Below are 15,472 nucleotides of genomic sequence, written 5' to 3' on the forward strand. Positions count from 1 at the left end.
CGCACCTGCTGACCTGAACCCCTAAAAAGTAAAGTTGTTACAGCAGCATTAAACGGGTCGCGGCACCGATCATTTTTTAAGATTAATCGCACTCATTGCCTAAAAAAAGCACTCCAGGAAACTACAATATTAAGAATAGTCTTAGCCATGTGGAGGTCATGATGGAACTGATTATTTTTGTAGTCTGCGCAATGCTGATGACCGCCGTGGCGGTTAAAGTCCGTTAAACGGGTTCAGCCTGGTTCTGCGCGGTTCTTTCCAGAAGCGTACTGAATGCAGCCAGCGGCATCGGTCGACCGAGGAAGTAGCCTTGCCCCTCTTCGCACGAGAGCTGTTTTAGCTGGTTCAGTTGCGCTTCTGTCTCAATCCCCTCAGCCGTAATTGTCAGGGCAAAGGCGCGTGCCAGCGCAATAATCCCCGCGACCACCGATTGTGCCTGCTGCGACTCCGGGAAATCTTTCATCCAGGAGCGATCGATCTTCAGCCCATTAAACGGGAAGGTCTTCAGGTAGCCCAGGGCCGCATAGCCGGTGCCGAAATCATCAACGGTTAACCTTACCCCGAGTGACCGTAAACCCTGCATCACCTCCAGCGCATGCTGCGGATGTTCAAAGGTCACGTTCTCCGTGATCTCCAGCTCCAGCCGCGTAGCCGGCAGGCCACTTTTCGCCAGCACATCCGCAACCCGCTGCACTAAATCGCTGGTGCGGAACTCCATGGGCGAAATATTAACCGAAACATAGCGATCGCCCCCCCATCCCAGCGCATCCTCACACGCGCGCATCAACACCCAGTCGCTGATGGTGGCGATGAGACCGCTCTCTTCCGCCAGCGGAATAAAGTGATCGGGGGTAATCCACTCATCCGGCGCAATCTGCCAGCGAATCAGCGCCTCAGCACCTGCCAGCTGACCCGTCAGCAGTTGATAGCGGGGCTGGTAGTGCAGGCGAAATTCATTGTTCTTCAGCGCTTTCTCAATCCGCCGCGCCATTTCACGCTTATCCTCACGCTGACTGGCCATCTCATTGGCATACCAGACCCACTGATTGCGTCCCGCTTCGCGCGCTTCATTCAGCGCGATATCAGCCATTTGCAGCAGCGCTTCCGGATGGCTGGCATCCTGCGGTACACAGGCAATCCCCATGCTGACGGTGAGATAGTGGACATGCTGGCCGGTGCTGATGGGCTGCTGAACCTCGTGCACCAGCTGTGCGCAACGCTGATCGACCCGCTCACGGTTCGTTTCACGCAATACCAGCACAAACTCATCGCCACTCAGCCGCGCCACCAGCTCCTGCGGGCCGATACAGCGCTTCAGACGCTGCGCTATCTGGCTCAGCACCTCATCGCCCGCCGCATGGCCCCAGGTTTCATTAATCGGCCTGAACTGATCGAGATCGAGGGTAATCAGCGTCAGCGGCGCAGCGCCATCAGGCAGCTCAAGGTGTAGCGTCAGAAACTCCTGCAGCTGCACGCGGTTCGACAGGCCGGTTAAGACGTCATGACGCGACAAAAAATGAATGCGCGCCTCGGCTTCCATGCTCTGAGTGATGTCCGATACCGTGCCGCGAAACCCGATACGTCGCGCCTCATGCCAGATTGTTTTCGCGACCAGCTGGCCGATACGGCGGTTGCCGTGCGCCGACATAAACTGACAGCGCAGTGGCATCCGTTGCCCCTCCTCCTCCTGACGCTGCAGCCAGGCGACCAGCGAATGGCTGGGATGCGTCAGCAGGTGATCGATGTGACGGCCCAGCCAGTGTGTAATATCGTGGCCGGTCACGGTTTGAAAGCGCGCTGACAGGTAGATCAGGCGGCCCTCTCCATCCGTTTCCCAGATCCAGTCTGACGCCGCCTCAGCGAGATCGCGAAACCGCGCTTCACTGTTGGCCAGCTCCTGCTGACTGATCGCCAGCAGGGCAAAGCGCCGGTCAGAAAGAATCGCATTAGAGAGCGCATGGCGGCTGACGCGATGGGTGATTATGCCAATGATGATCGCCATGAGCATCAGTAGTGGTAACAGAAACCAGACCAGGCCCATGCCAGGCATCTTTGGCGTCCAGCGCAGCACAATCAGATCGCCGCCGGGTAACGGTTGCACCATCCGCGGTTCACGCAGGGCATCCCCTGCACTGACGGGCAGGCGCAGTTCGCGCACATCCAGCGTGGCGCCCAGCGCCTGTAATTTGGCAGGGGTGAACAGATTCACAAACACCATGACTGACGCCGGCCCCGCTATCGGCGGCATATTCGTCAGTTTGCCGCTGCCGATGGGGGCGGCAACCACAATGGCGGGCAGATGATTAATCAGCGCATCACGGGTTATCGCCGTATCGTTGCGCTGACGTGCCGCCGCAATCAGCGCTGGAGCCTCTTTTCCCAGCCAGGCTTCCAGCGGCGTATCCACCAGCTGCCCATTAATGACGCTGTACGTGGTGTGACCGTTGCCGTCGACCACGAATACGCCCTCATAGTGATACTCTTCGTAGAGGCCCGGACCAAAGTTCTCTTCGTCATAAGCCCAGACTTTGTTGACCCTGACATGGAGATTGCGCCAGGCTTCGCCCCAGAACGCATAATCCCGGATATCCGTGACCATCGCCTCCTGACGATTTTTCCACGCCTGCTGCATCAGCAACTGGTCATGCTCAACCGATACGCTGTTTTGCCGCTGCGCAATCGTCAGCACCATCAGCATCGAGAGCACCAGCACGCCAAACAGCAGCAGCGAAAGCGTGCGCAGGCTGCGCCGCGTAAAGCGGACAGTGCGGTCTTCAGCGGCATGACTGAATGGAGGCGAGGGTGGCGCCGGAGGGTTAGAAGTCATTAAGAGTGCTCACTACACAGTCAGAGTTTGAGATGACGGGCCTGCAATACAACATGCAGTGCTGACCAGATTAGTTTCCTCAGTTATCGGCTCACGCGCGCGGGTGTTTAGTCTGCGGTTAACATTTTGCGCTTAAATATTGTGTTACAGGCTGACTCGACAGCGATCTGGTGCATTGCTACTATGCGCTAACCTTCGCTGGCAGAGTCGCCTATGAATACCAATTCCGACAGAGTGACACTGACGCTGTTCTACGTCGGCAGCTTTGTGGTCTATTACCTGGTTACCATGCTGATCACGCTGTTCCCTAATTACAGCGTGCTGCGTAATGACGGCCTGCTGGTGCCGGTGCTCTGCCTGTTTGAATTTGCTGTTATCTATCCGCTTTACCGCTTTTACTGCCAGCGCCGCACCGACCTGCCGCTGGGTGAACTCTGCACGCTGCAAACTCTGCTGTTTACTGGCGCGCTATTTGTTCTGATGGCCGCACAGATGCAGTTCATGCAGCCGGAAGGATGGCTGGTGATGCAGGCCCAACAGGGACGCAATTCGCTGCTAATTCTGCTGCTCACCGCCGTGCTGCTCGCACCGGTGTTTGAAGAGGTGCTGTTCCGCGGTTTTCTGTTGCAGGGCTTTCTGCTGTGGGCGCCACGGAGCCGCTTTGCCTGTATGCTGCTGACCTCACTGCTGTTTGCGGTGATGCATACGCAGTATGTGCACTGGCAGACCCTTATCGCCCTGACGCTGTTTTCGCTACTGCTCTGTTACGCCCGGCTGCGGAGTAACAGTCTGGCGCTGCCCATCTTCCTGCACACGCTGAATAACCTGATTGCGCTGCTGCCCGCCTGGTATTTCGCAGGCTAGCGCCAGGCCCGCCCCTTCTGACACACCTTACAGGCCGCCGCATCACACCCTGGCTGGCGGACTATAGCTCACACTGACAATGCCGCCCCGGCACGTTTGTCTATACTGGATGTTAAAAAGGGATAAAAAGCACCACAGTCCGGACCACCAGACCGTGTAAAGGAGAGGATCTATGTTGATAGGATTTGTGTTGTTAGTGAGCGCATGCGGCTACGATGCCTGCGAGGCGCTGCCGGTATCAGAGCGCATCTATCCGACGAAGGTCGACTGTGAAACGATGGCGAACCGCATTCATAAAGTCAGACCGAATGTGGTACTGCTGTGTGGCGAAGTACATCGCTAATTCAGGGCCAGGTTCAATAAAGCAGGGCTGTAACGTTGCAAGCTGACGCTTTAGCGTACAAAATATAAGCTGTTGTTAACCATTATCGTTGTGAATCCCATGAAAACATCACGCCCCCGTCGTCCTGGTGGACGCTGGGTTTACTATCTTTTGTATGATGGCATTCTGTGGCCCTGCCCCGTCCGTTGGGAGTGGGAGAGCAGCTATGGCGGCTGGCTGCCATTTTACTACACGCCAACCTTTGAGTTTGTGGTGGGCGATCCGCGCAAGGCTTATCGCATTGCGCGCAGCGATGTGCGGTCTAAAAGGCGCGAGGATGCCTTTGTCTGAGCGCGTTTATCGCCACGGCAGCCATGAGGCAGTAAGCAGATAGTGAACCGCTTCCAGCACAATAATCACCATTAATAATATGCCCAGCGTGTGGCGGCCAATCCCCTTCATCTGTTCAGGCCCAGATCATGGCAGCCCAGCGAATCAGCAGCAGCGCGCCACAGATGCACAACAGAACCAGCACCATCTTCCAGTACTTTTTGGCTGCCCGGTATCTCGTCACCTCAGTTTCCTCTGGTCAGAAAGCGAAGATGCGCCAGAAGGCGCATCTGTTCCGGTCAGCAACAGGACCGGTGAGGCATAGCATAACGCCCGGGCCGCCAAAAGGCGACCCGTTACCGGCATCAGTTGTTCAGGGTGTAATCCAGCGTAATTTCCGCGTTCAGTACCTGAGAAACCGGGCAGCCCGCTTTGGCTTTATTGATGATCTCGTCGAAGGTCGACTCATCAATGCCTGGCAGAGAGATGGTGCTGGTCAGTGCCACTTTGGTGATGGCAAAGCCATCGCCTTTTTTGTCCAGCGACACGTCGGCCGTGGTATCAATGCTTTCCGGTGGATGACCTGCGTTGCCCAGCATCAGCGACAGCGCCATAGAGAAACAGGCTGCATGCGCTGCACCAATCAGTTCTTCCGGGTTGGTGCCTTTGCCGCCTTCAAAACGGGTGTTAAAGCCATAAGGCTGCTGGCTCAGCACGCCGCTCTCGGTGCTGACGGTGCCTTTGCCTTTGATATCGCCTTCCCAATGCGCCGAACCTTTCTTATGAATAGTCATGTCGTTCCTCCTGTTGGTAAAGAAGCTAAGTATAGACAATACATTCATTTTCGCAGGCTCAACTCACCGCGCGGGGACGTGGCGGTGTGCTCTGCGGTGCCAGTAACGCTTCCGCCTGCACCAGCGAATCGCGGGTAATTTCACCGATCGACTTCGCGCCGGTGAGGGTCATGGCAACGCGCATCTCTTTTTCAATCAGCGTCAGCAGGTTTTCTACGCCGCGCTGACCGTGGGTTGCCAGCGCATAGATAAATGCCCGTCCCAGCAGCACGCTGTCTGCCCCCAGCGCAATCATCCGCACCACATCCAGCCCGTTGCGAATGCCACTGTCCGCCAGAATGGCGATGTCACCTTTTACCGCATCGGCAATGGCCGGTAGCGCACGCGCCGAGGAGAGCACGCCATCCAGCTGGCGTCCGCCGTGATTAGAGACCACGATGCCATCGGCGCCAAAGCGCACCGCATCACGCGCATCTTCCGGATCGAGAATGCCCTTGATCACCATCGGTCCATCCCAGAACTCGCGGATCCACTCCAGATCGCGCCACGAGATAGAGGGATCGAAATTATTAGCCAGCCAGCCGATGTAATCTTCCAGCCCGGTAGGCTTGCCCAGATACGTGGAGATATTCCCCAGATCGTGAGGGCGCCCCTGCAGACCCACATCCAGCGCCCACTGTGGATGGGTGACCGCCTGCCAGTAACGACGCAGCGCCGCGTGATTACCGCTCATCCCGGAGTGCGCATCGCGATAGCGCGCGCCCGGCGTGGGCATATCCACGGTAAACACCAGCGTAGAGCAACCGGCGGCTTTGGCGCGCTCCAGCGCATTGCGCATAAAGCCGCGGTCACGCAGCACATAGAGCTGGAACCACATGGGACGCTTAATCTGCGGGGCCACCTCTTCAATCGGGCAGACCGAGACGGTCGACAGGGTAAACGGAATGCCTTTCAGGTCTGCCGCGCGCGCCGCCTGTACTTCACCCCGGCGGGCATACATGCCGCACAGGCCGACCGGTGCCAGCGCAACCGGCATCGACAGGGTTTCATTGAACAGTTTGGTTTCAAGACTCAGTTCCGACATGTTTTTCAGAATGCGCTGGCGCAGCGCCACATCCGAGAGATCCTCTACGTTGCGACGCAGGGTGTGCTCGGCATAGGCACCGCCATCAAGATAGTGAAACAGGAACGGCGGCAGGATACGTTGCGCGGCCGCGCGATAGTCACTGGCAGCGGAGATAATCATCAGTCAGATTCCTTTGGGTTGCGTGTGTCGTTATCCGGTAAGCGGGTGATGCGCGCCTGACGCGCTTCATCTTCATGCAGGCTTTTCATGGTGGTGTGCACAAATCCCAGATGCTGCATCGCCGCCTGGCGCGCAGCGTCGGCATCGCCCGTGAGGATCGCATCGAGCAGCGCCTGATGCTGTTCAGTCAGGCGGGCGAAAATCGCGGGCTGGGTATACATGCGCTGACGGCTCTGCATCACCGACGATTGCAGCAGCTCAAAAAAACCACGCATGGTCTGCAGCAGCACCACGTTGTGCGACGCCTCGGCAATCGCCAGATGGAAGCGCACATCAGCCTGGGCGGCGAGATCGGGATCGTCACTCTCTTTCAGCTTCAGGGTGGCGTCGAAAGCGTACTGCAGCTTCTCTTTGTCGGCGTCGGTGGCGCGCAGTGCGGCGTGCCAGGCGGTGCTGGCCTCGATGGCATGGCGCGCTTCCAGAATGTCGTAGCGGTAGTCGGGATCGTCGCGCAGTAGCTGGCGAATCGGCTCGACGATGCGCTGTTCCGACCAGGGCGCCAGCTGCTGACGGATCCAGGTGCCGCCGCCGCGTCGGCTAATCAGCATGCCGTTGCTGATCAACTGTTGTATGGCTTCACGCAGCGAGGAGCGCGAGACGCCAAGCTCCGCAGAGAGCTGCCGCTCGGCGGGCAGGCGCATGCCCGGCTCGAGCTGATGTTCGGTGATATAGGCCCGCAGGCGCGTCACCAGCGGATCGGCATTGCTGCTCATGGGATCATCCAGGGGAAGACGTAGGCCTGAAGTGTGGTTATCACACCGACCATACAGGTGAAAATCAGGCTGTGTTTAACGGTAAACCGGAACAGGTCGGACTCTTTACCCACCAGCCCGACCGCCGCACAGGCGATAGCGATCGACTGCGGCGAGATCATCTTACCGGTCACGCCACCGGTGGTGTTGGCCGCCACCAGCAGAATATCGGAGACGCCAATCTGCTGCGCGGTCGTGGCCTGTAAAGCAGCAAACAGCGCATTCGATGAGGTGTCTGATCCGGTCAGGAAGACGCCCAGCCAGCCCAGGAACGGTGAGAAGAAGGTAAAAGCGTGGCCGGTGTGAGCCAGCGCCAGTGCCAGCGTCGCAGACAGCCCGGAGTAATTCGAGATAAAGGCAAAGGCCAGTACCATCCCGATAGAGTAGATCGGCAGCGCCAGCTCTTTCAGCGTTTCACCAAAAGTCTGCAATGCCGCCTTTGGCTTCATGTGCAGGAAAATCATCGCCATGATCGCCGCAATTAAAATGGCGGTGCCGGTGGCGGACACCAGATCCAGCTTAAAGATGGCCGGATAAGGGGTTGCAGTACCGACCACGGGCGGCATCCGCGCCACCAGCTCATTCAGCATCGGCACCGGCATAGCCAGCACCCACTCATAGAGCGCACCGCCTTTGGCGAACAGCGCTTTAAACGGCGGGATACTCCAGAGCGTGACGGTGGCGGTGAGAAACAGGAACGGCATCCAGGCGCGGATCACCTGCCCCAGCCGATACTTCTGCGGTGGCAGCAACGGATCGCCCTGTTTCGCCTCTGCATCCGCAAAGCGGAAGATGCGAACCGGCTTCCAGACCCGCAGGAACAGCGTCAGCGAAATCAGCGAGGCGAGCGACGAGATAATATCGGGCAGCTCCGGACCCAGGAAGTTGGAGCTGAGGAACTGGGCAATGGCAAACGATCCCCCTGCCACGACCACCGCCGGCCAGGTCTCTTTCACCCCGCGCCAGCCATCCATGATCGCCATAATCCAGAACAGCACAATCAGGGTCAGCAGCGGCAGCTGGCGTCCGGCCATCTGGCCGATGGCAAAACTGTCCAGCCCGGTCACCTGCCCCGCCACAATAATCGGGATGCCCATCGCGCCAAAGGCCACCGGCGCGGTGTTCACAATCAGGCAGAGCCCGGCGGCGTAGAGCGGATTAAAGCCGAGTCCCACCAGCAGCGCGGCGGTAATCGCCACCGGCGCACCAAAGCCCGCAGCCCCTTCCAGAAACGCCCCGAACGAGAAGCCGACAATCAGCATCTGCAGACGCTGATCGGGAGTAATCGACAGGATAGAGGCGCGGATAATGTCGAACTGGCCGGTTTTGACTGAGATCTTGTAGACGAACACCGCGGCGACAATAATCCAGGCAATCGGCCACAAGCCATAGAGAAAGCCATACACCACGGCGGCCAGCGCCTGTGCAACCGGCATCTGATAGAGAAACAGCGCCACCAGCAGCGCCAGCACCACGGTGGTGGTGGCCGCCAGGTAGCCTTTCATCTTCAGCTTAATCAGCGCAAAGAAGAAAAAGAGAATCGGGATCAGTGCGATCAGGCTTGAAAGCCAGATATTACCCAGCGGATCGTAGTTTTGTTGCCAGATCTGCATGCCAGTATCTCCAGAGGAAAAGGTGACGTGGCACACAGCCGCAGCGCTGGTGCCATCTGCCCCGGATTGGTCAGACCAAACCGCTCTGTCGGGGCTTATGGCAACAGATAGTTAACGCATTGTTAACTTGTGGCAACAGAAGATGCGCGAATTTTCCCGGAGTGTGAACCAGAGAAAAATATTGCCGGGATTGGTCGGACCAAAATCAGCGATTCACCTCAGGAAAGGCGTGCTGATAGCTGCGCGGATGGAAACGCAGATTAAGCACGATTAACAGCAGCGTGACCGCCGCCTGCAATAACCAGACGCTGGTGAAGTGACCGGTGAGCGCATGCAACTGCCCGGCGATAAACGGCATGCTGCCCGCGATAATAAAGCCGACGCCCTGCATAAAAGCCACCAGCCGCGCGCCAGCCTGCGGCTGCTCCAGATGATCCAGCGCCAGCACCAGCGCCAGCGGAAATGCCCCGCCCAGCCCGAAGCCCGCAATCCCCGCCCAGAGCCACGGTGCCAGTTGTGGCGCAAACAGGAAACCGAGCATGCCGCTGAACTGCATCGCCAGTGTCAGCAGCAGCAGCGGACGGCGATCGCGGCCCCGCGCCAGCAAGGGCAGCAGCAGCGCACCCGTGACCTGACAGCCGATCATCATGCCAAGCAGTGAACCGCCCGCCTGCGCGCTCCAGCCGAGTTGATGATAAAAATCGGGCAGCCAGGCGACACAGATGGCATATCCGCCGTTCACCAGACCGAAGCTCAACGCCAGCGTCCAGGCGCGGGTTTTCCGCCACAGCGAAGGCAGAGCGGCGGCCTCTGTCCGGGTTGCACGTGGGGTGGTGATAAACAGCCAGAGCAGGATGGCCAGCACCACCGGCAGCGCCCAGCTGCTCAGCGCGCCCTGCCAGCCAAGCTGCCCATTCAGCCACGGCGAGATCGCCGCGCCAATCCCACCGCCGCCCATCAGCGCCGCTGCCCACAGTCCGGTCACGCCGGCACTGCGGCTGCCAAAGCGCTGACGGATCAATCCCGGCATCGCCATCTGCACAATGCCAATGCCAGCCCCTCCCGGCACAGTACTCAGCACCAGCCAGCCTCCGTCAGCCACAAACAGCCGACTCACCAGCGCCAGCAGCAACAGCAACAGGCCCCCCAGCAGCAGTTTACGCACCGCAAAGCGCTGCATCAGCGGGGCGCTGACTAACGCAATGGCACCCATCATCATCATCGGCACCGCAGGCAACAGCGAGGCCGCCAGCGGCGACAGACCGATGCTCTGCCGCAGCTCGCCGAGTAACGGACTGACCGAGGTCATCAGCGGTCGCATATTGAGCCCGGCCAGCACCAGCGCCGCCAGCAGCAGGTTGTTCTCTCTCTTCATCTGAGATCCACACAGTTAAAAGTTGCCAGCCTGGCAGCAGTCGTTACTATCTGGAAATGAAATATTACTCTGCCAGGTAGTGGAAATATGAATCGTCAGCCGATGTTTACTCCGCAGCAGCTGCTCAGCTTTGTCGCGGTGTGCGAAACCGCCAGCTTTACCCGCGCCGCTGACCGGGTGCACCTGTCGCAGTCCACCGTCAGCCAGCAGGTGCGACGGCTGGAGGAAATGGTCGGCAAAGAGCTGCTGAACCGCTCCTCGCATCAGGTGCAGATCACCGAAGAGGGCGAGAAGCTTTTAGGCTACGCCCGGCGGATCATCGCCCTGAATGGGGAAGCGCACGATGTGCTGAGTGACCAGTGGCGCGACGGTGTGCTGCGTCTTGGCGTGCCGGAAGATTTCGCCGCGCCCACGGCCGGTCTGCTGGCGCACTTCAGTCGCGACCATCCGCAACTTCGGCTGGACGTGATGAGCGGCATGCAGGTGGAGCTGCGTCGCGCCTGGCAGCGTGAAGAGCTCGATATCATGCTGATTAAACAGCCCGCTGGCGAGCGTCCGCTGGCGTCGCGTCCTGAACCCCTGATGTGGCTCGATAGCGCAGAGTGGCCCTGCTTTGAGCAGACGCCGGTACCGCTGGTGCTGTTTCCCCAGCAGGGACTCTATCGCGATGAGGTGTGTCAGACGCTCGACGCACTGGGCCGTAGCTGGCGCATTAGTTACAGCAGCGCCAGCCTGGTCGCGCTGGCCGCCGCCAGTGCGCAGGGGCTGGGGCTGACATTACTGCCCGCCAGCTGCCGCCTGCCGCAACATCGTGTACTGGGCCCGGAACAGGGTCTGCCGGTGATTGATACCTTCGAACTGGCGCTGTTCTGTCGTCATCCGCAGGATCCGCTGCAGCGCGAGCTGGCGGAATCCCTGGCAACCTTCAGCCAGCTGCGCTGGCAGTGAGATATCGAATAGTCGTCAGTGGAAAATAACGCAGCAGGGTGGAGCGTCGTTTGTCAGATTAAGACCTTGTTCACTTTGCAGGAGCCTCTGATGCCTATTTCCTCTTCGCCGAGCCGCCGTGATTTCCTTGGGCAGAGCGTCCGCTGGACCGCCGCAGGCGGCTTGCTGGCCGCCGGTCTCGGCCAGGCCAGTGCCGCCACGCCATCACCTTTGTCCTCTATCAATCCCGACCAGCCCGCCGCCCTGCCCCGGCAGGATCACTATCTGCTGCGCAATGTGCGGCTGGAGGAGGGCTTTATCCGTGAGGATGATGAGATCGTTGCGACCCGCACCGGGCGTTACGACATCAGCGTGCGCGACGGTAAAATTGACCAGCTGACACCCGCCGGTCAGGGTGACAGCACCCTGCCGTCGTGGGATGCACAGGATGCCCTGCTGCTGCCCGCCACCCAGGATATGCATATCCACCTTGATAAAACCTTCTACGGCGGCCCGTGGCAGGCTCCGCGTCCCCGTCAGGGCAAAACTATCATGGACATGATTGCGCGTGAACAGGTGCTGATTCCGCAACTGCTGCCGCACTCTCAGGCGCGCGCCGAAGGGTTGATCGCTCTGCTGCACGCCAAAGGCACCACCCGCGCCCGCAGCCATTGCAATATCGATCCGGTCAGCGGCCTGCAAAGTCTGGAGCATCTGCAGGCGGCATTAGCCCGTCACCCCGCCTTTCCCTGCGAGATTGTGGCCTTTCCACAGCACGGCCTGCTGCACTCGCAGGTTGATGGGCTGATGCGCGAGGCGATGCAGCACGGCGTTGAGTATGTCGGCGGCCTGGACCCCACCAATGTCGATGGTGCCATGGAGAAGTCACTGGATGCGATGTTCCAGATTGCGCTCGACTATCAGCGCGGCGTGGATATACATCTGCATGAAACCTCACCTGCTGGCGTGGCGGCGATTCAGTACATGATTGACACCGTGGCAAAGAATCCAGCGCTGAAGGGCAAAGTGACGCTGAGCCACGGTTTTGCGCTGGCGACCCTGTCCGGCAGTACGCTGGATAAGATGATCGCAGGGCTGGCGGAGCAGCAGTTCAGCGTCGCCTCTACGCTGCCGATCGGCAAGCTGACCATGCCGATTCCGCAATTACAGGCAGCGGGCGTGAAGGTGATGACCGGCACCGACAGCGTTATCGATCACTGGTCACCGTTTGGCACCGGCAGCATGCTGGAAAAAGCGAACCTTTATGCGCAGCTCTATCGGGGATCGGATGAGTTCTCGCTGTCGCGGGCGCTGGCGATCGCCACAGACGATCGGCTGCCGCTGACAGCCCAGGGTGACCGCCAGTGGCCAGTACCGGGCGATGAAGCGAGCATGATGCTGGTGGCGGCGAGCTGTTCCGCCGAAGCCGTGGCACGAATTTCGACAGTCGTCGCGACCTTCTCACGCGGTAAACCAGTGTTTGCGCTGGCCCCGGCCTGAAACAGCAGGGCTGCGGACAAAAACGCCGGGAGCGTTTTTGAACAACGCAACGCGTTGGCCCGGCTACGGGCGCACCTCAGGGATGAGGTGCGTAATCGCCCGCGCTGAGCCTTCTCAGCAAATGCGGAGAGATCGAGCTGGCTCCGGCCCGGTTACAGACGACCACCTTACCTAAAGCGCCGGGAGCCAGTACCTGCCCCACAACGCAAACCCACTCCTCCAAAAACAACAGAGCCTCCACAAGGGAGGCTCTGCATTTACCTGAGCGGAGTGCGGGTTACGCGCTTTTGGCCCATTTATCATTCGACATTAGTTCCATTGCCAGCGCGTATAAGCGACGATCTTCCTGATCACAGGGCTCATCTTCCGCATAACACGCAATCATCGAAGCGATCTTATCAGCCGATAAGCTCTCTCCATGAACATGCAGTGTCAGTACGGCGCGGCCTACTATTTTAAGCACATTTTCATGTGGTCCCTGGATGCGATTACTCAATGCAAATACCCTCTACCGGTCGTTGTACCAGGAATATGGCGCGCTAAATATAAAGCAATTAGCTCAGGATTTTTATCGGCACCAGTGGTGATATTTTTTAATGATTAATTCTATTACTGGAGTAGTAGTTAAGGATTTATCTGATTAACAATGAAATAAATATTTAAAAACGGCTACTTATCAAATAATCGCTGGTCTCAAAAGATCCTCATCCTGGAACAATCACATTGAGTCGGGGTTAATCTATAAAAATAAACCACCTTTTTCCCGTAAACTTCAGTCTATTCCTAAGCCCTCTGACAGATATAGTTTCATACTGCTAACCATCGAGGTTCCCGTTGCTGTCAGGCGTGCTTTCTGCCAGACTTGCCCCGCAATAATGCCCTACACTTTCAGCCTCAGAGGCCGCGCCCGTGACCGCTTTTTCTACCCTCAATTCGCTTCCCGACAGCCAGCTCGAAAACCTGCGCGAGATGGGCTACACCAGCATGACGCCCGTGCAGGCCGCCACGCTGCCCGCCATTCTGCAGGGACGCGACGTGCGCGCGCAGGCGAAAACCGGCAGCGGTAAAACGGCTGCCTTTGGTATTGGTTTACTGCACCATATCGACAGCGCCCGCTTTCAGACCCAGGCACTCATTCTCTGTCCGACCCGTGAACTGGCGGATCAGGTAGGCAATGTGCTGCGCCAGCTGGCGCGCTTCACCCGCAACATCAAAGTTCTCACTCTGTGTGGCGGACAGCCGATGAGCGCACAGCGTGATTCGCTGGTGCATCCGCCCCATATCGTGGTCGGCACGCCGGGTCGTATCCTCGACCACATTAACCGCGAAAACCTCAAGCTGGATCAGCTCAGCACGCTGGTCCTGGATGAAGCCGATCGGATGCTGGAGATGGGTTTCCTGAATGATATGGAAACGATCATTGAAGCGACGCCCGCTTCGCGCCAGACGCTGCTCTTTTCCGCCACCTGGCCAGACGGCATTACGGCTATCAGCACCCGCTTTCAGCGTGATGCACTGAGCGTGGTGACAGAAGATGTCAGCGAACTGCCTTCAATCGATCAGCAGTTTTTCGAAGCCAGCCACAATGAAAAACTGGGTCTGCTGATAGCCCTGCTCAGCGATCGCCAGCCCTCATCCTGTGTGGTCTTCTGCAACACCAAACGTGAATGTGATGATGTCGCCGCGGCGCTTAACGCGCGTGATATCAGCGCCCTGCCTTTGCATGGCGATCTGGAGCAGCGCGATCGTGAACGCGTGCTGATCCGCTTCGCTAACGGTAGTGGTCGCGTGCTGGTCGCCACCGACGTCGCTGCACGCGGACTCGACATCAAATCGCTGGCGATGGTGGTTAACTATCAGCTCGCCTGGGATCCTGAAATCCACCTGCACCGCATTGGTCGTACGGCGCGTGCGGGCGAACATGGCGTTGCGGTCAGCCTGGTTGCTGCCGATGAGATGGCTCGCGCGCATGCGCTGGAAGATTTCCTGCAGCAGAAGCTGCCGTGGGTCTCTGCCAGCACGCTGAAAAAGGGCAGCAGCAAGCCGCTGCCTGCAGCTATGATGACTTTGTGCATTGATGGTGGCCGTAAAGCCAAGATACGTCCGGGAGATATTCTGGGCGCGCTGACGGGTGAAGCGGGTTATCGTGCCGAGCAGATCGGCAAAATTGTCCTGACGCCGACCCACGCCTACGTGGCGATTGAGGCGAATCAGGCCAAAAATGCGCTGGTGAAACTCAAGCAGGGCAAAATCAAAGGCAAAACCTGCCGGGCGATTCTGCTGAAGGACTAAATAAAGCGGGCGAGAAGATTATCTCGCCCGGTTTGTTACGGCTCTTCGATTTGGGTCACATGCAGCGTGGTTTTATCCCCTTTGCCCTGTACCTTGCCACTGACGCGTACTTTGTCTTCTGCGGTGTAGGTTTTACCATCAAAGGTCTTCTTCGGCGCGATAATCGGTAAGGTGCCGGTGTTGTCACGGAACTGATACCGTTCGCCCTGCTCTTTCTTCACGATGTAACCTTCCAGCGTCACATATCCGCCCTGACGGAAATCGCGGATCTGATCAATATGCGTCTGACCGGTATCTTCTGAACCTTTATAGCCGGCATCCTGCTTGTGTTGCGGTGGTGGCGTATCGCCCGCTTTGTATCCGCCCTCTTCGGCCGAAACACCCGCACTCATCATCACCAGCAACGACGCCAGAATCACTTTTTTCATTTCACACTCCTTTATTGGAAAGGTGTCCATGTTGAACCTTCAGGGTTAATCCTGGCACATTAATTGGCGTCCGTTTTATTTCACCCTTCTCTTCTCACCTTTTTCCGTTTGCTGCCGATAACCTGTTCACACCCTATTTCAC

14 protein-coding genes are annotated in these 15,472 nt (G+C 58.3%); 6 read left to right on the plus strand and 8 right to left on the minus strand.

Features of this window, described 5'->3' with window-relative positions; all coding sequences use genetic code 11:
* Positions 1 to 223 precede the first annotated feature (223 nt).
* On the minus strand, positions 224 to 2,827 hold the full coding sequence (locus tag ACK13D_RS20830) for a bifunctional diguanylate cyclase/phosphodiesterase (RefSeq protein WP_192073404.1): 2,604 nt from the start codon (positions 2,825 to 2,827) through the stop codon (positions 224 to 226).
* 213 nt (positions 2,828 to 3,040) lie between these two features.
* Between ACK13D_RS20830 and ACK13D_RS20835 the strand changes: the two genes are divergently transcribed.
* The 3 genes from ACK13D_RS20835 (at position 3,041) to ACK13D_RS20845 (ending at position 4,364) form a co-directional block, all read left to right on the plus strand.
* A complete protein-coding gene (locus ACK13D_RS20835; protein WP_010255238.1) occupies positions 3,041 to 3,691 on the plus strand; it encodes a CPBP family intramembrane glutamic endopeptidase in 651 nt (216 codons plus the stop codon).
* Between the two features lie 172 nt (positions 3,692 to 3,863).
* The gene (locus tag ACK13D_RS20840; protein WP_003850083.1) at positions 3,864 to 4,034 is read left to right on the plus strand and encodes a hypothetical protein; all 171 of its coding nucleotides are present in this window, start codon (positions 3,864 to 3,866) and stop codon (positions 4,032 to 4,034) included.
* A 99-nt stretch (positions 4,035 to 4,133) separates the two neighbouring features.
* A complete protein-coding gene (locus tag ACK13D_RS20845) occupies positions 4,134 to 4,364 on the plus strand; it encodes a hypothetical protein (RefSeq protein WP_031292783.1) in 231 nt (76 codons plus the stop codon).
* Between the two features lie 115 nt (positions 4,365 to 4,479).
* On the opposite strand, the gene yniD is transcribed toward ACK13D_RS20845, so the two are convergent.
* The 6 genes from yniD to ACK13D_RS20875 all read right to left on the minus strand — a co-directional run bounded on the left by yniD (position 4,480) and on the right by ACK13D_RS20875 (position 10,183).
* A complete protein-coding gene (yniD, locus tag ACK13D_RS20850) occupies positions 4,480 to 4,587 on the minus strand; it encodes a small membrane protein YniD (RefSeq protein ID WP_022625163.1) in 108 nt (35 codons plus the stop codon).
* Between the two features lie 121 nt (positions 4,588 to 4,708).
* Positions 4,709 to 5,137 (minus strand): OsmC family protein, encoded by a 429-nt coding sequence (locus ACK13D_RS20855; protein ID WP_022625164.1) that lies wholly within the window; start codon positions 5,135 to 5,137, stop codon positions 4,709 to 4,711.
* Positions 5,138 to 5,195: 58 nt separating this feature from the next.
* Complete coding sequence (gene lldD, locus ACK13D_RS20860; RefSeq protein WP_022625165.1) at positions 5,196 to 6,383, minus strand: FMN-dependent L-lactate dehydrogenase LldD; 1,188 nt, start codon at positions 6,381 to 6,383, stop codon at positions 5,196 to 5,198.
* On the minus strand, positions 6,383 to 7,156 hold the full coding sequence (lldR, locus tag ACK13D_RS20865; protein ID WP_010255231.1) for a transcriptional regulator LldR: 774 nt from the start codon (positions 7,154 to 7,156) through the stop codon (positions 6,383 to 6,385). The genes lldD and lldR overlap by 1 nt, the downstream gene beginning before the upstream one ends.
* Positions 7,153 to 8,808 (minus strand): L-lactate permease, encoded by a 1,656-nt coding sequence (lldP, locus tag ACK13D_RS20870; protein ID WP_033766606.1) that lies wholly within the window; start codon positions 8,806 to 8,808, stop codon positions 7,153 to 7,155. The genes lldR and lldP overlap by 4 nt, the downstream gene beginning before the upstream one ends.
* A gap of 205 nt (positions 8,809 to 9,013) precedes the next feature.
* Positions 9,014 to 10,183 carry a cyanate transporter gene (locus ACK13D_RS20875; protein ID WP_010671167.1) on the minus strand — a complete coding sequence of 390 codons (1,170 nt, stop codon included), beginning with the start codon at positions 10,181 to 10,183 and terminating at the stop codon, positions 9,014 to 9,016.
* 87 nt (positions 10,184 to 10,270) lie between these two features.
* Between ACK13D_RS20875 and ACK13D_RS20880 the strand changes: the two genes are divergently transcribed.
* The 3 genes from ACK13D_RS20880 (at position 10,271) to dbpA (ending at position 14,902) form a co-directional block, all read left to right on the plus strand.
* The gene (locus tag ACK13D_RS20880; RefSeq protein WP_187507150.1) at positions 10,271 to 11,131 is read left to right on the plus strand and encodes a LysR family transcriptional regulator; all 861 of its coding nucleotides are present in this window, start codon (positions 10,271 to 10,273) and stop codon (positions 11,129 to 11,131) included.
* A 90-nt stretch (positions 11,132 to 11,221) separates the two neighbouring features.
* Entirely contained in the window at positions 11,222 to 12,610 is a 1,389-nt protein-coding gene (locus ACK13D_RS20885) for an amidohydrolase (protein WP_192073402.1), read from the plus strand.
* 909 nt (positions 12,611 to 13,519) lie between these two features.
* A complete protein-coding gene (gene dbpA, locus ACK13D_RS20890; protein WP_010255222.1) occupies positions 13,520 to 14,902 on the plus strand; it encodes an ATP-dependent RNA helicase DbpA in 1,383 nt (460 codons plus the stop codon).
* A gap of 35 nt (positions 14,903 to 14,937) precedes the next feature.
* Here the strand turns inward: dbpA and ACK13D_RS20895 are convergent, their stop codons facing one another.
* Positions 14,938 to 15,330 carry a YgiW/YdeI family stress tolerance OB fold protein gene (locus tag ACK13D_RS20895; protein ID WP_010255219.1) on the minus strand — a complete coding sequence of 131 codons (393 nt, stop codon included), beginning with the start codon at positions 15,328 to 15,330 and terminating at the stop codon, positions 14,938 to 14,940.
* Positions 15,331 to 15,472 lie beyond the last annotated feature (142 nt).

It is taken from the genome of Pantoea sp. K16 (assembly GCF_048452805.1).
Classification (GTDB): domain Bacteria; phylum Pseudomonadota; class Gammaproteobacteria; order Enterobacterales; family Enterobacteriaceae; genus Pantoea; species Pantoea agglomerans.